The following is a 22386-nucleotide window of genomic DNA, read 5'->3' as shown; positions in this document are numbered from 1 at the left end:
ATGCGAAATGCTACCAGCGAAAGCCGTTCGTGCACAGATCGGCATAGATCGGGACGATCATGCGTCCTTTTTCGCGACCATTGGTTGCTCCGAAGCTTTACTCTCCCCCGGTGCCGGAAATGAACCCCGTCGTCGACTTCGACTTCATCATCGTGGGAGCGGGCAGTGCGGGTTGCCTGCTCGCCAACCGGCTGAGCGCCGACCCTGCTCACCGTGTGCTCTTGGTTGAGGCCGGCGGCAACGACAACTGGTTCTGGATCAAGATCCCGGTGGGCTACCTGTACACCATTGCCAGCCCCCGCACCGACTGGTGCTTCACCACCGAGCCCGACCCAGGTCTGGCCGACCGCAGCATTCATTACGCGCGGGGCCGAGTGATCGGCGGTTCCTCGTCGATCAACGCCATGATCCATATGCGTGGCCAAGCCAGCGACTACGACCTGTGGGCGCAGGCCACCGGTGACGATCGCTGGCTCTGGGGTGGCGCGGACGGTGCCGGCGAGACCCTGGCGATCTACAAAGAACTGGAAGACTACTTCGGCGGTGCCGACGAGTGGCACGGTGCCGGTGGTGAGATCGCCGTCGAACGGCCGCGGGTGCGCTGGAAGATCTTGGATGCCTGGCAGGCCGCCGCTGCCGAGGTGGGCATAGCCCCGATCGACGAGTTCAACCGCGGAGACAACGCCGGAAGTGCGTATTTTCACGTCAACCAACGGCGCGGCCGTCGCTGGTCAATGGCCGATGCGTTCCTGCATCCCGTCGCCCACCGACCCAATCTCACCGTCTATACCGACACCCAGGCCCTGCAGCTGCTGATGGACGACCAGGTCCGCGACGACCAGCGTCGCGGTGCCTGGACCACAGCTGCGCACCGCGCTACCGGTGTGCGGCTGCTCAAGGACGGTCGCACCATCGACGTCCGGGCCCGGCGGGAGGTGATCCTGAGCGCCGGAGCGATCGGGTCGCCGCAGCTCATGCAGGTTTCGGGTCTGGGCCCGGCCGGGCTACTCACCCAGCAGCACGTGCCGGTGGCCGTCGATCTGCCCGGAGTGGGTGAGAACCTCCAGGACCACTTGCAGCTGCGAACGGTCTACCAGGTGCGGGGCGCCCGTACCGTCAACACCCTGTACCGCAATTGGATCACCCGTGCAGGCATGGGACTTCAATACCTGCTGATGCGATCAGGACCCATGACCATGCCGCCCTCCACGCTGGGCGCTTTCGCCAAAAGCGAACCCGCACTGGCCAGTCCCGATCTCGAGTGGCATGTGCAGCCCTTGTCGCTGGCCAAGTTCGGCCAACCTCTGCATTCTTTCGGAGCGATCACACCCTCGGTGTGCAATCTCCGACCCAGCTCGCGTGGCCACGTGCGCATAGCAGGTGCAGATCCGCTGACCTACCCGACGATCTCCTGCAACTACCTGTCCACTGACGCCGATCGCGACACCGCCGTGCGGGGCTTGAGGATGACCCGGCAGATCATGGCAGCGCCATCCCTGGCCCGCTACTGCCCCGAAGAGTTGTTTCCCGGAACGCAATTGGTGAGCGACGAAGATCTCCAGCGGGCGGCCAGTGAACTCGGTACCACGATCTTCCATCCGGTGGGCACCTGCACGATGGGAGCCTTTGACCCGCGCGGTGTGCCACGCTCGGCCACTACGGTGCTCGACACGGACTGTCGCGTGTACCGGGTCGCCGGCCTTCGAGTGGTTGACGCATCGGCGATGCCCACCATCACGTCCGGGAACACCAACGCGCCGGTGATGCTGATCGCCGAGCGCGCAGCTCGGGCGATCCTGGGATGACCCGGTCGATGCCGAGACGTGCCGATCCGGAATAAACCCCGTACCGGTGAACTTGGCTCAAGAGTCGCCTCTCCCCCCGACTCAGGAGCTTCCATGACCCGTCCCATCCGCGTCGCCGTACAGATCCAGCCCGGCGGCGCGCCCGATTACCGCACGTGGCGCGATGCCGTACTGGCCGCCGACGATCTCGGCGTCGACGTGATCTTCGGCTACGACCACTTCCACCGCCCGGCGATGGAGGGCATTGTCGACGGCAAGCCCGTGATGTTCGACGACCAGCCCGACGTCGCCAACTTCGAGGGGTGGACCGCGCTCGCGTCCTGGGGCGAGATCACCTCACACGCCGAGATCGGGCTCCTCGTCACCGGAGTCGGCTACCGCAATCCGGACCTGCTCGCCGACATGGCGCGCACCGTCGACCACATCAGCGGCGGCCGGCTCATCCTCGGACTCGGTGCGGGTTGGTACGAAAAAGACTACACCACTTACGGTTACGACTTCGGTACCTTCGGTTCCCGCTTCGATCTGTTCGACGAAAGCCTGATTCGCATCGAGAACCGGCTCGCAGCACTGATTCCGCCGCCCGTGCGCAAGCTACCGATCCTCATCGGAGGCACGGGGCCCAAGCGCTCTCTTCCCGCCGTTGCCCGGCACGCCGACATCTGGCACGCGTTTCAAGATCTAGACGCCTTCCGCAGGTCCAGCGACCTCGTCGATGAGCTGGCAGAAACGTTCGGCCGCAACGGCTCCGATATCGAACGCTCGACGCTCTGGGAGAATGCCGACAGCGCCGACGCCTTCCGCGAGGTCGGAGTGACGTTGTTCCAGACCGAACTCACCGCCGACAACGGTTACGACGTCACGTCGCTCAAGCAGGTGCTCACGTGGCGAGACAACGGGTGACCACGATCAAGCCGGTGGACGGGAGCAAGGACGCGGGTGCTCATGCCGCCGATCTCAACTTCGGGTCGGAAGCTGGCGGCACAAGTCGGTAGAGTAGAGAATTACGATGCCAACGACGCGCAGGGCTTACCGATCGGTGCTCATGCTGATTGTTCTGTTGGCGAGCGCTGCGTTCGGGTCGGCTACCGCCGTGGCTGCCGAACTCAGTGACCACCTCTGGGAACATCGTCCCTTACTCGTATTCGCGCCTGCGGACCGCGATCCAAGGCTTGTCGAAACGCTGAGCCGAATCGAGGCCAGCCGATGCGAGTTCGTCGATCGCGACATGGTGATCGGCCTCGTGGTGACGGAGGGCACGAGCACACTCGACGGCCAGGTCATCAACGCCGACGAGTCACAACGGTTGGCGAACCAGTATGCGATCAGTGAAAACGCTTTCAGCGTGCTGTTGATCGGAAAAGACGGTGGCGAGAAACTGCGTGTCAACGAAGTGCCGGATCTTCGAACGATTTATGCGGTGGTCGACGGCATGCCGATGCGAAGCGGCGAGATGAGTACCAATCCGAGCGGCTGTTGATGGCAGGACAAGCACGACGCCGATACATTTACCGGCGCAGGCGATTCGGCATCCTGCTGGCATGCTCGGCGCTCCTGGTTGTGTCGTGCGGCAGCGCGGGGCGATCCGCCAACGCAGACGAGACGACGAACACTCCGGTGACTCCTCGCTCGCCGGCAGTCGTTCTCGTCGACCTCGACGTCGCCGGCGAGGTGGCCACCTGGAGCACGGTCAATGACCCCGTCATGGGCGGTCTGTCCACCTCGAACGTCACGCTCGGTGACGGTGGCCTCGTGTTCGCGGGTGACATCTCGCTGGAGAACAACGGAGGGTTCGCCTCGGCCCGCGGTCCGCAGAACCCCGATCTCGGGCGGAGAGCGACAGGCGCGAAGTCGCTCCGCGTGCACGCTCTGGGCGACGGCAAGACCTACGTGTTGAAGGTGGGGTCTGAGGGGCAGCCATGGTCCTACATCCAGCGTTTCCCCACTCAGGCTGCCGTCCAGCGGATCTACGATCTACCCATCGAGGGCTTCCAGCCTGTAGGTATGCGCCTCGATCCCGCACCTGACGCTCCGCAGACCCTGGACCCCTCACGCATCAACCAGGTTTCGATCTACATCCTCGACCAACAGCAGGGCCCCTTCGAAATCACTGTCAGCGCCATCGACGCCACAGTCTGAGGGCGCTGGGCCCTGCGCGCGACCGCGCTCCGACAATGAGTACGTCAGGCAGAAGTCGCGGTCGCCAGGCGCGCGAGGGTATCGGACAACTCATCCTTGCTGACCAGAGGAAACTTCACCTTCTCGAGCAGCTTCTTGTCGGTGACCTTCGACCAATCGTAGGTGTGGCGGACCAACGTCTCGTTGGGTCCCTGAGATTCCAACTCCCACAGCCACTCCCATCCGGGAGGCTCAGTGCCTGCGGGCGCGGTCTTCCAGGCGAGCAGCTTGTCCTTTGCAAACCCGGACACGTGGTTGTCGGTCTTGTACTCGCCACCCATGTGTTCACCCTGCATGTTCATCGTGAACACCTCCCCCACCTTCTGGATGCGATCGGCGTGGTCGACGCTGCGGATGAATCCGGAGCCGTCAAGCTCCTGGTGCCGCTGGGGATTGGAGAGGATCTCAAATACCGCGTCGACTGGCGCGTCGATGGTTCGTTCGACAGTGATCTTTGTGTTGTCGCTCATCCCCTCACAGTGCCCCACATGACGAGGGTGTTAAACCAAAGCGCGGAGTCTCGACCCATGGGTCGTCGCCACCTGGGATTACTGACCGTCACCGCCTGTTCCCGGGCGCCGTCCGGGGTGACTGCGCTACGTGGTTGCTCGTGCTGCGGGTCATTTGTGAGACGAGTGCCGTCATCGGCTGTCTAGCAGAGATCTTGATCGGCGGCGCGGACGCGCCGGGGATGTCGCGGTAGTTGCCGGCTTCCTGCGTCTGTGGTCGTAGAGTGGCTCCCTGGCAGGCAGTTCAACCCGGTAGGTGACTCATGCAGGACACGCCGAAGCCCCTGGCCGGTGGCTTTTTGATCGATGCGGATGAAGTCGGGCAGGTCGAAGAGCAGATCGGTGCCGCCTTCGGGGCGATCCGCATCCAGAAGTCGGATGCCAATGCGCCCACCCGCACGCGTGTATGGCGGAGCAATATCGGAGCGCTCAACGTCGACGACGCGGAGTACAGCTACGACATGAGCTACCAGATGGAGGCACCCGAACACATTCTGTTGTGCCGGGTGCACTCCGGTGTGCTCGAGGAGACTCCGCTTCGCGACCCCGCACGACGTCACGGAACCGGCGCAGTCGTTGCGTTCGGTGCCGTCGAGGGCCGCCCCCTGCGGGGACGGCTGCAACAAGCGCGCTACCACATGCTCAACGTGCCGCGTCGTGCGCTGGCGGAGGTCGCCGGTGACGACTCCGACGGCGAGCCCGTTCGATTGAGCAGTTCCACACCGGTGTCCCCGGCGGCCAACCAGCATCTGGTCGATGTGATCGACCACATCCGCCACGGCCTGCTGGGCAACCTCTTCGCCGCTCAACAACCTCTCGTCTACAGCGGCGTCACCCGGTATCTGGCCTCCAGCATGCTCGCGGCGTTCCCTCACACGACGGTTGCTGCGCCGTCGCCGGGCGGCGACGTCGACAATCACGAAGCGCTTCGCCGAGCCACGGCGTTCATCGAGGACAACGCCCACAGAGACATTTCGCCGGCCGACATCGCGCAGGCGGCGCGCATCTCCACGCGGGCGTTGGAGACCGCGTTCCGCAGACACCGGGACTGCACCGCCACGCGTCACCTCCAACGAGTGCGGTTGACCTACGTGCACCAGGATCTTTCGAAGGCCGCTCCCGACGAGTGCACCGTGGCCGAAATCGCCAACGAGTGGGGCTTCTGGAATCTTCGCCGATTCCGATCCGCCTACTACAAGGCCTATGGGTTCACGCCCGAAAGCACACTGAATCAATAGGTGTCGGCGGCGCTCTGGTGTCATTCCGTGCCATTCGGCAGACATGACCGGCCACCATCCCGTCAAATGCACGAGTGAGTGCAGAGCAGGCGCGCGGGGGCGTCACGATGGCCATCGCCGCGCAGGTGTCAGTCCAGATGGGCATGGTCGTGGCCATCGGCCTCATCGACCAGATCGGATCCGATGGCACAGCATGGCTTCGACTGGCCTGGGCGGGAGCACTGCTCCTCGTGGTGGTGCGGCCGCGGCCCTCGGCATTCACCTGGCAGACCTTCGGCATGTGCGTGGCCCTGGGATGCGTCACGGCGGCGATCTCGCTGCTGTTCATGGCTTCGCTGGACCGTCTTGCTCTCGGTACCGCCACGGCACTGGAGTTCTTGGGTCCGCTGGCCATCGCGGTGCTGCACGGCAAAGGGCCTCGCCGGTTCTTGTGGCCGGGGCTCGCGGCGCTCGGCGTGGTGTTGTTGAGTCAGCCGTTCAGCGGCGGCATCGATCCCAAGGGCGCGTTTCTGGCGGTATCAGCCGGAATCTGCTGGGCTGTCTACATACTGCTCACGCAGCGCGTTGGGGATGAGGTGGCGGGAGTCAACGGGCTTGCGGTGTCGATGCCGATCGCGGGTGTGGTCTCCAGCTTCTTCGTGAGCACGGCGGTGTTCGAGCGGATCACTCCCCAGGTGCTGCTCTTCGGCCTGGGGATGGCGATCCTGCTGCCTGTGGTGCCATATGTGTTGGAGCTCTTGGCATTACGCAGGTTGACCACCGCGGCGTTCGGCACGCTGATGAGCCTGGAGCCCGCCTTCGCGCTCCTTGTCGGTTTCCTGCTGCTCGATCAGGCTCCGGGGATCGCCGGCATACTCGGCATCGCGGCGGTGGTGGCGGCCGGCATCGGCGCGGCGCGAGGCGGTGGTCGGGAGATGGCAGTGCCGCTCGAGGTGGGCTGAGCTCGAAGGGGGCTGCGGTCACTGTAGCGTGGCGAGCGTGGCATCTTCTCGCGTACGTGCTCCCTTGACTCTGGTGGCCTGTGCCGCCTCCGTCGTCCTGGCCGTTTCGGCCTGCGGCTCGGACACCGACACCGAGGCTGCATCCGACGGCGCCACGTCGTCATCCGAGGCCCTCGAATTCTTCCCTCCCGAAAGCGACATGGCGCCGACCGCGCCCGCCGCGCCCAGCCCGTGCCCGACCGAAAGGCCTTCCACCGAGGGCGCAGCGGAATGGACGCTGCCCGGCGCTACCGGCAGCGTGTCGGTCACCGGACCCACCGACACCGCCTCGCCGCGGGTCGACGTGGAGGCCCCCTTCAGCGTGACCGCCACCGAGGTGCACACGTTGCAGGCCGGTGACGGGCCGGTCGTCGCGGACAACGCCACGGTTCTGGTCTGCTACATGGGCGTCAACGGACGTGACGGCACAGTCTTCGACAGCACCTACGACCAAGGCGCCCCGATCGACTTCCCGTTAGACGGGGTCATCGCGGGATTCCAGAAAGCCATTGCGGGACAGACGGTGGGGTCCGAGGTCGCCGTGGCGATGACCTCCGCCGACGGCTACGCCGAGGGTCAGCCCAGTGCGGGCATCGAACAGGGCGACACCCTCGTTTTTGCGATCAAGATTCTCGACGCTTCGACCTGACACCAGCTGCCCGCTGAGATCTCCTGCATTTCACACAGCGGCGCCGTGCGAGATCAATCACGCAGGTGGCATCGGCTTCGACTGACGGAGGGCGGGTACTCCCCCAGGTCCACCCGTTGTCGGCAGTTGAGGATTCGACGTGAGCAAGACCAGTCAGCGCCAACTCGGCGAGTCCGACAGCCCGATCGAAGACGAGCTCGAGGAGACCTTCAACAGGACCGTCACCGAGGGCGCCCAACGTCTGCACCGGAGCTGGCACGAGGTGCTTGTCACCGGCTTCTTCGGCGGTACCGAGGTGGCGATGGGCGTGCTCGCCTACCTCTCCGTGCTGCATGCCACCGGCAATCAACTGCTTGCCGGCTTGGCGTTCTCGATCGGCTTCCTCGCGCTCCTTCTGGGCCGCAGCGAATTGTTCACCGAAGGCTTTCTGGTGCCGGTGACCGCGGTGGCCGCCAAGCGAGCCAGCTTCGGCCAGCTGCTCAAGCTGTGGAGCGGCACCCTCGCCGCCAACCTCGCGGGCGGCTGGGTCATCATGTGGCTGATCATGGGGGCCTTCCCGAAGCTGCGCGAGCAGACCGTCGAGTCGGCATCACACTTCGCCGCAGCCCCTGTGTCAGTGGAAACGATGTCGCTGGCACTGCTCGGCGGCATGGTGATCACGCTGATGACCCGCATGCAGCACGGCACCGACTCCGTGCCCGGCAAGATCGCCGCAGCCGTAGCCGGAGCGTTCCTGCTCGCCGGGCTGCAGATGTTCCATTCGATCCTGGACTCGCTGTTGATCTTCGGCGCGTTGTTCACCGGTGACGCGCCGTTCGGATATGTCGATTGGCTGGGTTGGTTCGGCTACACCCTGGCGGGCAACATCGCCGGCGGGTTGATCCTGGTGACACTCCTGCGCCTGGTGCGCTCGAAAGATCGTCTGCAGGAAGAGCGCAGCGACGCCGAAGCCGAGGGGGCGTGACACCGCAAGTCGGCGTGAAATGGATTGTGGCACAGCGCTGAAAGCGCCCGCGGTCACGGGATCGACTGGCGGTGCTGTGTTCGTAGGCTCTTGCGGTGATACATCTTGGCGTCGGCTCCGCGAAGCAGTTCGTCGAAGTCGTTCATCGGCCCGTGGGTCCATCCGACGGACGCGGTCAGCGACACCTGCACCGAGTCGCCGTAGCGACCCGTCAGTGCGCGGGTGATGGTCTCCGCCAGTTCGGCGAGATTGGACGCATCGGGATCCGGCACGAGCACGATGAACTCGTCACCACCGAGGCGATAGGTCGTGCTCGGTGCGTCGACGACGCGGCTCAGGCTCCGCGCGGCTTCGGCGAGGATGGCATCACCGGTCGCATGTCCGTGGGTGTCGTTGATGATCTTGAATTCGTCGAGGTCGACGTAGATGATCCCGATCGACCCCGTGGGGCGGCTGCCGCGTTGTCTGCTGATCCAGTCATCGAAGGCGCGACGGTTGTGCAGGCCGGTGAGTGGATCGGTGATCGCCATGCGGGCGAGTTCGGCCGCGGTGTGCCGGCGGGTGGTGATGTCGTCGTACTGCGCGACCACCATGTCCTCTGCGCCGCCCGCCCCGCGGACGAGTACGGCGGTGCAGAGCATCCAGACGAAGGATCCGTCGACGCGCATGTACCGGCGCTCCGCGGACACCTTCGTCTGCGCGCCGCTGACCAACAGCTCGAAGTCGGCCTCCGACTCACAGATGTCGTCGGGATGGACCAGCCGGCGGTAATTCTCCCCGACCACATGCTCGGCTGGGTGGCCGAGTGCTGTGCACAAGGCCGGATTGACATGCAATAGAACACCATTGGTGTCAAGCATGGCCTTGCCGAAAGGCGCATTGGCCACCATGGCCTCGAACCTGCGGAGGGCCTCGGCGCCGGTCTGCTCTGCTTCGACCCGTGCTGTCACATCGGTGACCACGGCGTAGAAGCCGTCGATACGACCGTTGACCGAGTTCGGAATGTAGGTCACCTGCGCATGACGTGTCGCCCCCTTGCTGTCGATCAGGGTTCGGCTGAACGACTGCTCCCGACCCGCTAAGGCGGCACGAATGTAGGAGACGTTGAGTTCGTAGATGTCCTCGCCGAGAACGTCGCGCATGTGGCGGCCCGCGACTTGCTCAGGGGTCGTTCCCCAGTACTCGATGTAGGCGTCGTTGGCGAATACGTTGCGCTGTTCGCGATCCCAGTAACCGATAAGGCTGGGCAGTCGATCCAACAGCGAACGCGACCACTGAACGTCCTCTGCGGGTTGATCACCTGACGCCACTGCCACACCCCCAGTTCCGCCATCCGGTCAACCGAGCCTACAGTCGATGATCGTCGTCGTTCGACGCCAATCACCGCCTCGATCATCGCCTCTGAGCCCTACCTGCTAGCCGGTACATGTCATTGGCCGCCAGCGTCGATGTGATGCGGCGCCGGCCACGGGATTCTGATGGCACCCGCTCATCCCTCTTCGCTCAGGAGCACACGACCATGGACGCCAGCACCACGATGCAGAGTACCCACCGATCGCGGCTGCCAGGTCGTATCGCCGCCACGGTCGTTTGTGCCGCTGCGGTGCTGGGACCGCAGGCGGCGGGGGTGGCCTCGGCCGCCCCTGACCCGTCGTGCTCACCTGTCGCAGTGGTGTTCGCGCGCGGCACCAATGAGGCACCCGGTATCGGCGCGACGGGGCAGGCCTTCGTCGACGCGCTCAACACCCGTCTGGAAGGCGACCCCGTCGCCGTCGATCCGGTCGAGTATCCCGCGTCGCTGGACTTTCAAGCCGCCACCGGCGGGATCGTGGACGCGGGCAACAAGATCGAGTCGATCGCGGCGTCCTGCCCGGACACCAAGATCGTGCTGGGCGGCTACTCGCAGGGTGCTGCGGTGGCCGCCTACACCACGTTCGACGCAGTTCCCCCCGGTCTCGCGCTGCCTGCCGGACTCGGGCCGTTGCCGCCGTCGATCGCCCCCCACGTCGCGGCGGTGGCGCTGTTCGGTACTCCCGACAACTGGTTCCTGAATCTGGTCGACCACAACGCGCCACCGGTCACGGTGGGACAGCTCTACTCGGCCAAGACGATTCAGTTGTGTGCTCCCGGGGACCCGGTCTGCTTCCTGGTGGCTTCGACCGTGCCGCCCACAGCGCCTACAAGGACAACGGGATGGCCGACCAGGCCGCCGCTTTCACGGTCGACGCTGTGACGTCAGCCGCCGCGCACACCACCGACTGACCGGTCACACCACCATCCACAAGGCCAGCGAGATGAGGAACGCGGTGACACCGAGCGTGGTCTCCATGACCGTCCAGGTCTTCAGGGTCGTCTTCACATCCATGCCGAAGAAGCGGCTGACGAGCCAGAATCCCGAGTCGTTGACGTGGGAGAGGACGGTCGCGCCTGCGGCGATCGCGAACACCAGCAGCGAGAGCTGAATGCTGCTGAGGTCAGCCTCGAGAGCGGCGGCGCTGATCAGACCCGCGGTCGTGGTGATCGCCACGGTGGCGGAGCCCTGCGCGACACGAAGCAACGTGGCGATGAGGAAGGCCTGCACGATCAGCGACATGCCCAGTCCTGACAGGGAATCGCTCAGTGCGCCGCCGATGCCGCTCAAACGCAGTACCCCGCCGAACATTCCGCCGGCGCCGGTGATCAGGATGACCGAGCAGACCGGGCCGAGCGCCTTGTCGAAGATGGTGCTCACGTCGGCCATCGAGTGCTCCCGCAGCCCCAGCACGAGCGTGGCCACGATCACCGTGATGAGCAGTGCGACACTGGTGTTTCCGAGCAGCATCAGGTATTCCGCCCACGTCGCGCCTTCGGCGATGACACCGGCGGTGGTGAGCGTGCTGAGCACGGTGTTGAACGAGATCAACACGAACGGCAGCAGCAGCACGCCGAGCACGGTCGAAAACGCCGGTGCCGAACGGGTCAGGGTGCTTCCCGCTGCGGAGTCCTGATCAGTAGTGCCCCCTGTGGCGGAGTCGTCGGCACGGGTGATCTCGCGGCCACCGTTCATCTCACCGAACAACGCCTCGGGGACGTCGACGTGCACTCGCCGGCCGATGTACTGCGAGACGAGCAGCACGCCGACGTACCAGGACAGCACCGCGACCGGGACGCCGATGAGCAGCGTCAGCCCGATGTTCGCGCCGAATGCTTCGGCTGCGGCGACAGGTCCGGGATGGGGCGGCACGATCGCGTGCATGGCCGCGAAGGCGCCGGCGGCCGGCAGTCCGTACAGCAGCAGCGATCCGCCGAAGCGCCGTGCGACCGTCATGATGATCGGCAGGAACACGACAAGCCCGGCATCGAAGAAGATCGGGAAGCCGAAGAGCAGCGCGGCCACGCCGAGCGCGAGGGGTGCGCGTTTCTCGCCGAATCTGCTGATCAGTGTGTCGGCAAGTACCTGGGCGCCGCCGGTGAGTTCGAGGAGGCGGCCGATCATCACACCGAAGCCCACCAACAGCGCCACAGAGCCGATCGTGTTCGAGAAGCCGAAGGATATGGCGCTGGGCACGTCGGCGACGGGGATGCCGGCGGCCAGTGCCGTCAGCACGCTCACCAGCACCAGCGCGACAAAGGCGTGCATGTTCACTTTGATGATGAGGAACAGCAACACGGCGACCGCCGCGGCGGCGATCAAGAGCAGGGTGGTGGTCCCGTATGCCGGATCAATTGCTTCCACGAGGGCTCCAAACTGTCAGTGCCCGGCCAGTTCCGGACGTTTCACGACCCTGAAGTAGGCGGTTCTGACGGTTCATCAGTCCCCCGTTCGATCGCGATGTGATCGACAACGGCGCTGATATATCCGTGGCGACGATGGGTGACGCCGTTCCCTGTACCTGCTCCATTGTGCTTGGTGTCACATAGAATGACCTAAAAAGCATACGAATACAAGGTCTAGGGGCAAAAAGCAGGTCTTATCTGGCCGAAGTGGCAGGTAAGGCACGATGAATGACGCGAGTGCCGGTCGCGGGGACCTACGTGACCTGTTGGATCTGGATGAGATTGCCACATGTGTCGTCTAGAACCGCGGTGGACACCGGGCCCATTGCCGTGGGCTCCTGGGTGAAGGCCACCCCGAGATCGCGCAGTCGCTGGTACTCGGCATGGACGTCGGAGACCGTGAATGCGGTGGCGGGAATCCCGTCGGCCACCAGAGCCTCCTTGAAGGGTCTGGCGGCTGGGTGTTCGTCGGGCTCGAGGACGAGTTCGGTGCCCTCCGGATCCTCCGGCGACACCACCGTGATCCACCGATGCTCACCCACCGGAACGTCATGCTTCGGCAGGAAACCCAGTACCTCCGTGTAGAACTGCAGCGCCCTGTCCTGGTTGTCGACGAACACACTGGTCAGATTGATTCTCACGGTGGTTCTCCCCCGGATCTTTGAGCCACCTCCGAACGATCGGCACGAGTGGCGCGGTGTTGACGTAGTGGAATTTGTATCGACCCTCACGGCGGGTCTCGACGAGGCCGGCGGCTTCGAGGACATCGAGGTGCTGCGAGACCGCCTGTCGCGACGACCCGAGGCCGTGTTTGGTCGCCAGGCGCGCGCAGATCTCGAACAGCGTCTGCCCGCTGCGCTCGGTCAGTTCGTCGAGGATGGTGCGACGGGTGGGATCGGCCAAGGCCTTGAAGACGTCTCCCACGCGATGACATTAGGCAAGTGGCTACTTGCCTGTCAAGGATTCCGGCCGCGGTGGACCCAGTGTCGGGAGGCCGACCGCCGGTCCATGATGGGTGCATGGAGTCGACCCGCGTGGATCGGTGGCTGTGGGCGGTACGGCTGACAAAAACCAGGCCCGACGCGGCATCCGCGTGCCGGGGTGGTCACGTGCGGGTCAACGATCGCCCGGCGAAACCGGCGACGACGGTCTCCCCCGGCGACGAGGTGCGTGCCCGGGTGGGTGAGGTGACACGGATCGTCCAGGTCGTCCGGGTGATCCACAAGCGGGTGGGCGCCGCCGATGCCGTCACCTGCTATCTGGATCGCACCCCCGCGCCTCCACCGACCTCGTCCGTTCCGGTGGCCGCACGAGATCGGGGCGCGGGCAGGCCGACCAAGCGTGATCGGCGGGTCCTGGACAAATGGCGTGCAGCGCAGCGGTGAACTCCGCGACCGCGCAGCGACCAATCGGGGCCGCAGAACTTCTTACGAAGATGTGACCGAGGTGCCCGTACGCGGTGCCGACCGTAACGGCGAATCGTCACATGACGAACTAACCGACGTGGCACCGCTGCGGCGGTGGACCGCTCGCGTTGCGGTGGATGCGAAGCAGTTGCATCCGATCCAGTGAACGACCTGCTGGGCCGCATACCTTTTCGTGAGAAACGGCGCCTCCTTACGCGTCCAGAGAGAACGGCAGAATCAATGAAATTCGTGCACAGTGTGGGGCGTCGGCTGCAAGCCGGCGCCTTGGCGGCCCTGCTGCTGGCGGGCTTGATCACCGTCGGCGGCGGATCGGCGACCGCCGGGGCGTACTCGCGGCCGGGCCTGCCGGTGGAGACGCTGATGGTGCCCTCGGCGGCGATGGGCCGTGACGTCATGGTCAGATTCCAGGGTGGTGGGCCGAAGGCGGTGTACCTGCTCGACGGTCTGCGGGCCCGTGATGACAACAGCGGCTGGGACATCGAGACCACGGCGTTCGAGGACTATTTCGAGTCCGGCCTGTCGGTCGTGATGCCCGTCGGCGGCATGTCGAGCTTCTACACCAACTGGCAGAACCCCGCGGTCGGCAACGGCCGCACTCAGAGCTACCAGTGGGAGACGTTCCTGACCTCTGAACTGCCGGCGTACCTGGCGGCCAACAAGGGAATCTCGACCAGCGGCAACGCGGTCGTAGGTCTGTCGATGGCAGGTAGTGCCGCGCTGATCCTGGCCGCCTATCACCCCGGGCTGTTCAGCTATGCGGGATCGCTGTCGGGGTTCTTGAACCTGTCCGAGGGCATCTGGCCGACGCTGGTCGGCTTCGCGATGCGGGACGCAGGTGGCTTCGATGCGTCCGCGATGTGGGGTCCCGGCGGCGGTCCGGCATGGCAGCGCAACGATCCGACTCTGCAGGCAGGCCGACTGGTGGCCAATGGCACCCGTATCTGGGTGTACACCGGTAACGGCAGGCCCGGCGATCTCGGCGGTGGCGGCGATCTTCCCGGTCAGATCCTCGAAAGCATCACTCAGGACAGCAACCGAGCGTTCCAGGACGCCTACCTGGCTGACGGTGGGAGCAACGCCACGTTCAACTTCCCGCCCAACGGCACCCACGGGTGGGGTTACTGGGGGTCGCAGCTCAACGCCATGAAGCCGGACATCCAGCGCACGCTGGGCGTCTGATCCACAGGTGACAGGGCCGGAGCGCGGGGAACCTCCGCGCTCCGGTCCGCTTGGTTGTGACCGCCCCCGGCTCAGGTCCCGTCCGGCGCGGCGACATGGGTCTGCCACCGGGCCCGACGCTGCGCAGCAGTCTGCTCCCACCACGGAGGCTGGCCGCGCTCGCCCAGTGCGACCTTGGCAGCATCCACCCCGGCGCGAGCAGTCGACTCGCCGTCGGTCCCCTTGGTACGACGCACTTCTCGGCGCCACGCCATCAGGATTCGGGTGAGTTCAGCTCGCCGGTCTTCGGGTATCGACGGGTCGGTGGCCCGCCAGCGGCGCCCGTCGATGACCACGTGATGTCCGTCTTCGGTGGTCGGCAACTCGCCCATTGGGCAGAGCTTAGTTCTGGGACGCGCCGCCATCGCGGCCCGTTTGGGTCGTCGATGCCTTTGACTGGGCAGATGGGTCAGCAAGTGCGCAACGAACTGAGTCGGATCGTCGACGCCGCCGGCGCCGGGGCCGCCGATGCCCGCCTCGCCCTGGGCGACGGTCCGATCGGGCAGAGACTGGCGGCGGCCGTTCGCGCGCTGGCGATACATCGTGGTCCGGGCAGCAGCACCTGCCCGTCGGATGCGGCGCGGATCGTCGGCGGTGAGAACTGGCGCGAGTTGATGGACAGTGCCCGGGAGGTGGCACGGGAGTTGGCCAGGTCCGGCGAGGTCGAGATCACGCAGGGCGGCCGCGCTGTAGATCCTGACGGCGAGTGGCGCGGCCCGATCCGGATCCGCGTCACCCGCCGCGCGCGCTGACACCCGGTGGCAGGTCCACCAACCCGCTAGGACGGTTCCTCGGTGCACGTCGACCAGGTGTAGCGCTGATCGGAGGTGGCATGACTGTCACCGAGCATGAACGCGCGGTGGTAACGGCTCGAACGGCCGATGGTCGCCATCCAGGTGGCGACGGTGCTGGCACGGTTGCGTACCCCGGTGAGCGCGGCGATGTGAATGAAGCCCCACCCCAGCCATCCCGGGAAGCCGGCGATCCGGATCGGGCCGACCTGCAACAGTGCGTTGCCCCGCGAGATGTAGGCCGCGGAACCCAGATCGCGGTAGCGGTACCGCCGGCGGGGTTTCCCGGTGAGTTCGCGGCGGATGCACGACGCGACATGCAACCCGCCCTGCATCGCGTTCTCGGCGACACCCGGTAGATCGTCGCGCCCGACGAGATCGCCGATCACGAAGATCTCAGGGTGGCCGGCGACCGAGAGGTCGGGTTCGACCTCGATCCGGCCGGACCTGTCCGATGGGGCCCCGACAACCTCGGCCAGGTGCCGGGCAAAGGGTACGGCTTCGACCCCTGCAGTCCAGAGCACCGTGCGTGCAGCGTACTGCTCCTCCGGGCCGCCGGCCTTGGGCGTGACGGTCACGCCTTCCCGGCGTACATCGGTGACGTGCACACCGAGTCGCAACTCCACCCCCAGCCGCTGCAGGGTCCCGGCAGCTCGATCCGCCAACTCCGGCGCGAAGCTCTTCAACACGCGGTCCCCGCCGTCGAACAGCAACACCCTGGCATCCTCGGGTTCGATGCTGTGGAACTCGTTGGCCAACGTCCGCGTCGCCATCTCCCGGATCTGGCCGGCCAGTTCGACTCCGGTGGGACCGCCGCCGGCGACGGCGAAGGTGAGCCAGGCATCGCGGTCGGGACCGGATGGCAGCGTCTCGGCGATCTCGAATGCCGTGAACAGGCGCTGGCGAATGTTCAGTGCGTCGTCGAGGGTCTTCATCCCGGGTGCCCACTGCTCGAACTGCGGATTGCGGAAATAGGACTGCCGCATCCCTGCTGCCACCACGAGCACGTCATAGTCGACCGTGAACGTGGATTCGTCGGGTCGGCGCGCGGTCACCCGCCGCGAGTCTGGGTCGAGTTCGAGCGCTTCGCCGAGCAGGGTGGTGATGTTGCGGTGGCCGGCGAACTCCTCCCGCAGCGGCCGGCTGATGTGTCCGATGCTGAGTGTGCCTGTGGCGCACTGGTAGAGCAGCGGCTGGAACAGGTGGCCGGCCGAGCGATCGATCAGGGTGACGTCGACGTCAGCGCCCCCCAACCCTTTCGCACAGAACAAGCCACCGAAGCCGCCTCCGATGATCAGCACCCTGGTGCGGTGGTCGGTCATGAGACTCGACGGTAGTCGCCGACGCACCGGGCGGTGGCTGCGGCCAAAATCTGCTCGACGGATCATCTGCCGCCGTCGATACTCGTGCTGATGCTGACCTCTGACCAGATCGCGCAGCGAACAGCCCGCGCCGTGGACGCCGCAGCGGCCGCGGGCCGCCATCTCGGGCTACGCGTGACACACCCACGGGTGCTCTACGACGTGTTCTCGGTGATCGTCCACCTGGCCCCCGCACCCGTGGTGGTGCGGGTGCCGACCGTGCTCCCCCGCTCCTACTCCGCATCGCCCGCACGGCAGGTGGCTCAGCAGCGTGCGGAGCTCTCGGTGGCGGGATGGCTTGCTGATCGCGGCCATCCTGTGGTGGCACCCAGTCCGCTGGTGCCACGCGAACCCGTTCGGCACGAGGGTTTTTCGATGACGTTCTGGAACTATGTGGAGGAGGATCCGGACGTCGAACTCAGCGTGGGACGCCGCTTCGAGACGACAGCGCGGCTGCACGCCGCGCTCTGCGACTTCGACGACACCCGACTGGGATTCTGGACGCCGTTCAACGACTACATCCCCGACGGTCTGCGCGATCTCGAAGAGCGCCCGGATCTGCTGAGCGCTGTCGATTACGAACGGGCACAACAGGAATGGTTGGTGCTCGCTCCCCTGCTCGCGTCGCGCAGAAGTTTCACCGAGGCGTTCCCCGGGGCAGGCGTCCAGACGATCCATGGCGATGCCCCGTTCTACAACCTCATCTGCACCGCAGAAGGCGAGGTGTGGTCCGATTTCGAACTCGTCACAGCGGGTCCGGCCGAGTCGGACCTCGCGATGGCAGGTGACGACGGAATCGCCGCGTACGGCGAGGCCGCGGTGCGGCTCGGGTTGCGCCCACTGGACCCGCAACTGCTGCGGGTCACCGAGGCAGCCGGCATGTTGGCGGCGCTCGCCTGTCTGGCGTTGGCGCCGCAGCTGCCGATGTTGGAGGAGGCGTTGAAGCCGGTCGTCGACCAGTGGCGGGCCGCGCCGTCGATCGCGGAGAGAATCCGGGCCTAGCCTGGACGCCGTGTCCGACGAGGATCGTGTCCGCTGGGATCGGCGCTACGCAGACCGCGACGTGGGGTCCACCGATGACGTCGCACTGCCCAGCGCGTTTCAGCCGTACTGTGACAAGTTCCCCGACGCTGGGCGCGCACTGGATCTCGGGTGTGGGTCCGGCGGGGTCGCGGTGTGGTTGGCTCAGCGTGGACTGGAGGTCCGGGGATACGACGTGTCCGCGGTGGCGATCACGCAGGCCCGGGAACTCTCAGAGCGATGCGGGGTGGCTTCGCTCTGCCGCTTCGAGCGGGTTGATCTCGATGACGGTCTCCCCGCAGGACCTCGGGTGGACGTGGTGATCTGCAACAGATTTCGAGATCGTCGCCTGGACCGGGCCATCGTCGCGCGGCTCATCGACGGCGGGCTCCTCGCGATCAGCGCCCTCAGCGAAGTCGGTGCTGCACCAGGACGTTTCCGCGCGAAGGCGGGTGAGTTGAGGCGGGCATTCAATGACCTGGACATGATCGCGGAGCGGGAAGGCAACGGTGAGGCGTGGCTGCTGGCCCGCCGCCTGGGTCCGTGATGGCTCAACCCTCACGGAGGACCCTCGCACCGGCGATCAGGCAAGATCGTTCTGTGTCTGCACCGCCTCTGACTCTGCCGGCGCTCCTCGCGCACAGTGTGCGGGAGTTCGGCGAGCGCACCTATCTGGTGTCCCCCGACGATCGGCTCTCGTATTCGCAAGCTGACACCCGCTCCGGTGAACTCGCGCGATGGTTGCTCGCTCAGGGAGTCGGGAAGGGGACCCGCGTCGGGGTGTTCTTCGCCAACGGCGCCGAGTGGGTGACCTGGTGGCTCGCTGTGTCCCGGATCGGCGCGGTCGCGGTCCCCCTGAGCACGCTGTATCGCCCCGCCGAGATCGCCAAGGTCGTCAGGCTGGCCGACATCGCAGTCCTGGTGGCACCCAGCCGGGTGTTGGACATCGAGGTGGCAGAACGGCTCGAAGCGGCCTTCCCCGAGTTGTCCGGGCACACCGCTGAGCGGTTGGTGTTGTCCGCGGCGCCGTTCCTGCGCTGCATAGTCCTCTGTGGCGACGGTCTGCCGATGTGGGCGAGCCGTCACAGTGCCGACGACGCAGACTGCGTACCCGCCGGCATCCTGGCCTCCGCGGAAGCCGAAGTCTCGCCCGCCGATCTCGCGATCATGGTGCACACCTCGGGATCGACCGCCGATCCCAAAGGTGTCCTGCACACCCACGGCACCCTGGTCCGGCAGACGTCGACGTGGCCCGGGGCGATTCGAGCCATCACCGGTTCGCAGGCGATGCCGGTGATCCTGTGCGCGATGCCGTTCTTCTGGATCGGCGGCGTGCTGGCCGCCACGGGTGCGTTGCACGAACCCGTCACCCTGCTCACGATGCCCAAAATGGATGCCGGAACCGCGCTCGCACTCGCAGAATCCGAGCGGGCCACCGGGATCGTGGGATGGCCTGCGTTGACTCAGCGGATGCGCGAGCACCCGAGCTTCGCCGACCGCGACCTGTCCAGCGCACCGATGTTGCGCGACGGGCCGCTGGATCTCGCCATGACCGATGTGCCCGACGGGTTTCCCATCCACCGCACCATGTCGGAGACGGCGGGGGGCTTCGCCTTCACGGAGATGAAGATCGTCGACGACAGCGGTGTCCCGGTCGACGACGGCACCGTCGGTGAGCTTCTGGTCCGCGGCATCGGCGTGATGGCGGGATACAACAAGCGCGAACGCAGCGACACCTTTGATTCCGACGGGTGGTACCACACCGCAGACCGGGTGTATCGCCGAGTCGGCGACCCGCGGCTGTTCTACGTGGGCCGTACCGGCGATCTCATCAAGACCTCGGGAGCCAACGTCTCACCGCTGGAGGTGGAGGCGGTGATCGAGGGCTTCGACGACGTGGCGCAGTGTGTGGTGGTCGGCATCGATCATCCCGAGCGCGGCGAGGAGGTCTGCGCTGTGTTGGTCCCCGCGATCGAGGACGTCGATGTGGATTCGGTCGCCCGCCGAACGCGTGATGCGCTGTCGTCCTACAAGGTGCCGACTCGTTGGGTGCTCGTGACCAGTGCGCAGATCCCGATCCTGGCCAGCGGCAAACTCGACCGAAAAGCAGTGCGCTCGTGGGTCATCGACGCGCGGGCGGGTGACCACACGTCATGATCAATTCTGTCGAGGGAGCAGTTCCTCCACGAAAGACTCGAGGAAGGCCGTGCTGCTGACCCCGCCCGCCGGCCGGATCACGAACTTCGTCAGTCCCGCGTCGATGTAGTCGTCGAGCTGGCGGTGCAGCTGCGGCCAGTTGCCGGCCACGAGTTCTGCCGGGTCGAGATCGGGTCGCCGCCGCCGAATGGCGGCGAGCACCGGCTCAGGCAGGTCGCCGTCACCGACAGCCAGATTGATTCCGAAATGATCCGCCGGCACCGTGCGACCTTGCGCCTCTGCAGCGGCGCCGATCTCGAGTCGCGCCTGCCCGGCCTCGGCGGGAGTCAGGAAGCTGCCCAGCCAGCCGTCGCCGTACGCACCGATGCGCCGGAACCCGGCCGAGGTCGCACCCCCGAGCCAGATATCCAGTGGCGCTGCTGTTTTTGGGAGGATCTCAACATCGCGGACCGTGAAGAACGGGCCTTCGTAGGTCACCTTGTCGTCCCGCAGAACGGTGCGCAGCAGTTTCAGTGATTCGTCGAACACCGCCGCGGGCTGCCCGTCGGGAACCTCGAAGAGGTCGCGTTCGGCGGGCATGGCCGAACGTAACCCGAAAACCGGAAGGACCCTCTTCGGTGCGAGCGCCGCGAGGGAAGCCAGCTGTTTGGCGACCAGCACCGGGTGGCGGCCGGGCAGCACCGCCACCGAGGTGCCGACCTTCAGCTTCGTGGTCCGCGCCAACGCATAGGCCATGCCGACGAAGGGATCGACCGCCGGCGAGTAGACGAGTTCGGAGAACCACAGCGAGTCGATGCCGGTGCTCTCCAGGTGATCGACCACCCCGGGCAGCGCGTCGGGGGCGACGTCCGCACCGAGGCTGACTCCGAACCGAATCTTCACGTCTGTCTCCTGATCTGGCCTCTGCCTCTGGCCAACGCCCACCGGACGCCTTTTGTGCCCTGCGCCCGCCGTCCGGCCGTCTGCGCCCGGCGGTGAAAGGATGTCGCACGTGGCAGAGCGCATCACGTTCCCCAGCAGCAGTGGTCCGGCACTGGCGGGTCTGGTCGATCCTCCCGAGGGCGACGTCCGTGGATGGGGGGTGTTCGCCCACGGGTTCACCCTCGGCAAGGACTGCCCCGCCGCGAGCAGGATGTGCAAGCAACTCGCCGTCGACGGTATCGGCATGCTGCGTTTCGACAACCTGGGACTGGGCCAGTCCGCAGGTGACTGGGGTGACGGGTCGTTCTCCCACAAGGTGGCCGACACCGCGCGCGCCGTGCAGTTCATGAACGATTCGGGCCGTGAGGTCCGTCTTCTCGTCGGGCACTCCTTCGGCGGCGCCGCGGTGATCGCCGCCGCGCACGACTGCCCGACGGTGGCCGCGGTCGCCAGCGTCGGCGCACCCTATGAACCCGCCCACGTGGAACACACCTACGACGCTCTCCTGCACCGGATCGAAGCGGAGGGCGAGGCGCAGTTCATGATCGGCGGCAAGGCCCTCACGCTGCGACGACACTTCATCGAGGATGTCCGGGCTGCCGACCTGCGTGAGCGGATCAAGACCCTGCGCCGCGCCCTGCTCGTCATGCATTCGCCCACCGACAACACCGTCGGCATCGCCAACGCCAGCGAGATCTTCCGGGCTGCCAGGCACCCCCGCAGCTTCGTGTCGCTCGAGGGTGCCGACCACCTGCTCACCGAGAAGAATCAGGCGGCACGGGCGGCCCGGATCATCAGCGCCTGGGCCGACCCGTACCTCTGACTCTGTCGATCAGTCGTCGCTGCCGGAGTCCGAACCCGAGTCGCTCAGCTGCCGCCTTCCTCCGCCGGCAGTGGCGGAGGCAAGGGCGTCGTCGGGGTCGGGGTCGCGGCGGGCGCCCGGCTCGGCGTCGCGGTACCACCCGATCGGTGGAAGTCGGTCATCGTCTCGTCGCGGATCACGCGCTCTCCGGCACTGATCACCAGAGCCGTCGACGTCACCATGTAGTCGATTCCGTCGTTGGTGGCGGTGAAGGCACCGTCCGAGGACCGTGTTGCGGGTCTGATGAGCCTGGCGCCATCGCGCACCCGGACGCCCCGGTACTGGAGATCACCGTCTGAGCTCTGGCAGATCGCCACCCGCGAGCTCTCCGTGCTGCCGAACACGACCACTGTGTCCGGCGACGTGCATCGCGCAGTCGAGTCGAGGTATCCCTGACTGTCGAAGGGGGGCGCCGATGTCGCCGACGGTGCCGAGACGACGAGGAGCGCGGAACAGACGACGGTGGTCACAGCGGCGCGGCGAGGGATCTTGCGGGAGGTGGACATCACCTTCCACCAGACCACGTCCGGGCTGATCACGGGTACTCCGA

Annotated in this window: 23 protein-coding genes and 2 pseudogenes; 16 read left to right on the top strand and 9 right to left on the bottom strand. The window is 66.1% G+C overall.

Translation table 11 applies throughout. From position 1 onward, the window contains the following. Positions 1-119: 119 nt before the first annotated feature. From ABDC78_RS15575 to ABDC78_RS15560, 4 genes are all read left to right on the top strand, one after another. Positions 120-1805: a GMC family oxidoreductase N-terminal domain-containing protein gene (locus ABDC78_RS15575; RefSeq protein WP_178360326.1), complete on the top strand. Its 1686-nt coding sequence runs from the start codon at positions 120-122 to the stop codon at positions 1803-1805. A 93-nt stretch (positions 1806-1898) separates the two neighbouring features. Continuing rightward, entirely contained in the window at positions 1899-2708 is an 810-nt protein-coding gene (locus ABDC78_RS15570; RefSeq protein ID WP_178360232.1) for an LLM class F420-dependent oxidoreductase, read from the top strand. Between the two features lie 106 nt (positions 2709-2814). Next, a complete protein-coding gene (locus tag ABDC78_RS15565; RefSeq protein ID WP_178360233.1) occupies positions 2815-3285 on the top strand; it encodes a DUF4174 domain-containing protein in 471 nt (156 codons plus the stop codon). A gap of 137 nt (positions 3286-3422) precedes the next feature. Then, positions 3423-3944 carry a CIA30 family protein gene (locus ABDC78_RS15560; RefSeq protein ID WP_347133101.1) on the top strand — a complete coding sequence of 174 codons (522 nt, stop codon included), beginning with the start codon at positions 3423-3425 and terminating at the stop codon, positions 3942-3944. A 44-nt stretch (positions 3945-3988) separates the two neighbouring features. Here the strand turns inward: ABDC78_RS15560 and ABDC78_RS15555 are convergent, their stop codons facing one another. Beyond that, positions 3989-4453 carry an SRPBCC family protein gene (locus ABDC78_RS15555; protein WP_178360235.1) on the bottom strand — a complete coding sequence of 155 codons (465 nt, stop codon included), beginning with the start codon at positions 4451-4453 and terminating at the stop codon, positions 3989-3991. 302 nt (positions 4454-4755) lie between these two features. Here ABDC78_RS15555 and ABDC78_RS15550 point away from each other — a divergent pair, with 302 nt between their 5' ends. The 4 genes from ABDC78_RS15550 to ABDC78_RS15535 all read left to right on the top strand — a co-directional run bounded on the left by ABDC78_RS15550 (position 4756) and on the right by ABDC78_RS15535 (position 8323). Continuing rightward, positions 4756-5730, top strand: a complete 975-nt coding sequence (locus tag ABDC78_RS15550; protein WP_178360236.1) for a helix-turn-helix transcriptional regulator — start codon at positions 4756-4758, stop codon at positions 5728-5730. 74 nt (positions 5731-5804) lie between these two features. Then, positions 5805-6671: an EamA family transporter gene (locus ABDC78_RS15545; protein WP_178360237.1), complete on the top strand. Its 867-nt coding sequence runs from the start codon at positions 5805-5807 to the stop codon at positions 6669-6671. A gap of 28 nt (positions 6672-6699) precedes the next feature. Beyond that, entirely contained in the window at positions 6700-7359 is a 660-nt protein-coding gene (locus tag ABDC78_RS15540; RefSeq protein WP_178360238.1) for an FKBP-type peptidyl-prolyl cis-trans isomerase, read from the top strand. Between the two features lie 139 nt (positions 7360-7498). Further along, the gene (locus tag ABDC78_RS15535) at positions 7499-8323 is read left to right on the top strand and encodes a formate/nitrite transporter family protein (protein WP_178360239.1); all 825 of its coding nucleotides are present in this window, start codon (positions 7499-7501) and stop codon (positions 8321-8323) included. Positions 8324-8376: 53 nt separating this feature from the next. Here ABDC78_RS15535 and ABDC78_RS15530 read toward each other — a convergent pair whose 3' ends face one another. Beyond that, complete coding sequence (locus ABDC78_RS15530) at positions 8377-9633, bottom strand: GGDEF domain-containing protein (protein ID WP_178360240.1); 1257 nt, start codon at positions 9631-9633, stop codon at positions 8377-8379. A gap of 227 nt (positions 9634-9860) precedes the next feature. Here ABDC78_RS15530 and ABDC78_RS15525 point away from each other — a divergent pair. Next, positions 9861-10585 (top strand): annotated as a pseudogene (locus tag ABDC78_RS15525) (cutinase family protein). A 4-nt stretch (positions 10586-10589) separates the two neighbouring features. On the opposite strand, the gene ABDC78_RS15520 reads toward ABDC78_RS15525, so the two are convergent. The 3 genes and pseudogenes from ABDC78_RS15520 to ABDC78_RS15510 all read right to left on the bottom strand — a co-directional run. Continuing rightward, a complete protein-coding gene (locus tag ABDC78_RS15520; protein WP_178360241.1) occupies positions 10590-12038 on the bottom strand; it encodes a GntP family permease in 1449 nt (482 codons plus the stop codon). Between the two features lie 295 nt (positions 12039-12333). Then, a complete protein-coding gene (locus ABDC78_RS15515; protein ID WP_178360242.1) occupies positions 12334-12720 on the bottom strand; it encodes a VOC family protein in 387 nt (128 codons plus the stop codon). A 22-nt stretch (positions 12721-12742) separates the two neighbouring features. Continuing rightward, positions 12743-13003 (bottom strand): annotated as a pseudogene (locus tag ABDC78_RS15510) (metalloregulator ArsR/SmtB family transcription factor); the annotation flags it as partial. Positions 13004-13098: 95 nt separating this feature from the next. Here ABDC78_RS15510 and ABDC78_RS15505 point away from each other — a divergent pair. Both ABDC78_RS15505 and ABDC78_RS15500 read left to right on the top strand, forming a co-directional pair. Next, positions 13099-13464 (top strand): RNA-binding S4 domain-containing protein, encoded by a 366-nt coding sequence (locus tag ABDC78_RS15505; RefSeq protein WP_178360243.1) that lies wholly within the window; start codon positions 13099-13101, stop codon positions 13462-13464. Between the two features lie 261 nt (positions 13465-13725). Continuing rightward, the gene (locus ABDC78_RS15500) at positions 13726-14685 is read left to right on the top strand and encodes an alpha/beta hydrolase family protein (RefSeq protein ID WP_178360244.1); all 960 of its coding nucleotides are present in this window, start codon (positions 13726-13728) and stop codon (positions 14683-14685) included. Positions 14686-14756: 71 nt separating this feature from the next. Here ABDC78_RS15500 and ABDC78_RS15495 read toward each other — a convergent pair whose 3' ends face one another. Then, the gene (locus ABDC78_RS15495; protein WP_178360245.1) at positions 14757-15056 is read right to left on the bottom strand and encodes a hypothetical protein; all 300 of its coding nucleotides are present in this window, start codon (positions 15054-15056) and stop codon (positions 14757-14759) included. 72 nt (positions 15057-15128) lie between these two features. Here ABDC78_RS15495 and ABDC78_RS15490 point away from each other — a divergent pair, with 72 nt between their 5' ends. After that, positions 15129-15476 (top strand): DUF3253 domain-containing protein, encoded by a 348-nt coding sequence (locus ABDC78_RS15490; RefSeq protein WP_178360246.1) that lies wholly within the window; start codon positions 15129-15131, stop codon positions 15474-15476. Positions 15477-15502: 26 nt separating this feature from the next. On the opposite strand, the gene ABDC78_RS15485 is transcribed toward ABDC78_RS15490, so the two are convergent. Then, the gene (locus ABDC78_RS15485; RefSeq protein ID WP_178360247.1) at positions 15503-16837 is read right to left on the bottom strand and encodes an NAD(P)/FAD-dependent oxidoreductase; all 1335 of its coding nucleotides are present in this window, start codon (positions 16835-16837) and stop codon (positions 15503-15505) included. Positions 16838-16927: 90 nt separating this feature from the next. Here ABDC78_RS15485 and ABDC78_RS15480 point away from each other — a divergent pair, with 90 nt between their 5' ends. The 3 genes from ABDC78_RS15480 to ABDC78_RS15470 are packed head-to-tail and all read left to right on the top strand — an operon-like array spanning position 16928 to position 20053. Next, positions 16928-17878 carry a phosphotransferase gene (locus ABDC78_RS15480; protein WP_178360248.1) on the top strand — a complete coding sequence of 317 codons (951 nt, stop codon included), beginning with the start codon at positions 16928-16930 and terminating at the stop codon, positions 17876-17878. A 10-nt stretch (positions 17879-17888) separates the two neighbouring features. Beyond that, positions 17889-18443: a class I SAM-dependent methyltransferase gene (locus ABDC78_RS15475; RefSeq protein ID WP_178360249.1), complete on the top strand. Its 555-nt coding sequence runs from the start codon at positions 17889-17891 to the stop codon at positions 18441-18443. Positions 18444-18496: 53 nt separating this feature from the next. Then, the gene (locus ABDC78_RS15470) at positions 18497-20053 is read left to right on the top strand and encodes a class I adenylate-forming enzyme family protein (protein WP_178360250.1); all 1557 of its coding nucleotides are present in this window, start codon (positions 18497-18499) and stop codon (positions 20051-20053) included. Here the strand turns inward: ABDC78_RS15470 and ABDC78_RS15465 are convergent, their stop codons facing one another. Continuing rightward, positions 20054-20935: a TIGR03854 family LLM class F420-dependent oxidoreductase gene (locus tag ABDC78_RS15465; protein ID WP_178360251.1), complete on the bottom strand. Its 882-nt coding sequence runs from the start codon at positions 20933-20935 to the stop codon at positions 20054-20056. It abuts the gene before it with no gap. 109 nt (positions 20936-21044) lie between these two features. Between ABDC78_RS15465 and ABDC78_RS15460 the strand changes: the two genes are divergently transcribed. After that, positions 21045-21797 (top strand): alpha/beta hydrolase, encoded by a 753-nt coding sequence (locus tag ABDC78_RS15460; protein ID WP_178360252.1) that lies wholly within the window; start codon positions 21045-21047, stop codon positions 21795-21797. A gap of 44 nt (positions 21798-21841) precedes the next feature. Here ABDC78_RS15460 and ABDC78_RS15455 read toward each other — a convergent pair whose 3' ends face one another. Then, positions 21842-22342: a hypothetical protein gene (locus ABDC78_RS15455; RefSeq protein WP_178360327.1), complete on the bottom strand. Its 501-nt coding sequence runs from the start codon at positions 22340-22342 to the stop codon at positions 21842-21844. Positions 22343-22386: the final 44 nt, after the last annotated feature.

This window comes from Mycobacterium sp. DL (assembly GCF_039729195.1).
Classification (GTDB): domain Bacteria; phylum Actinomycetota; class Actinomycetes; order Mycobacteriales; family Mycobacteriaceae; genus Mycobacterium; species Mycobacterium hippocampi_A.
Note: the sequence above shows the minus strand (reverse complement) of the source record. Positions and strands in the feature narration are given on the sequence as shown.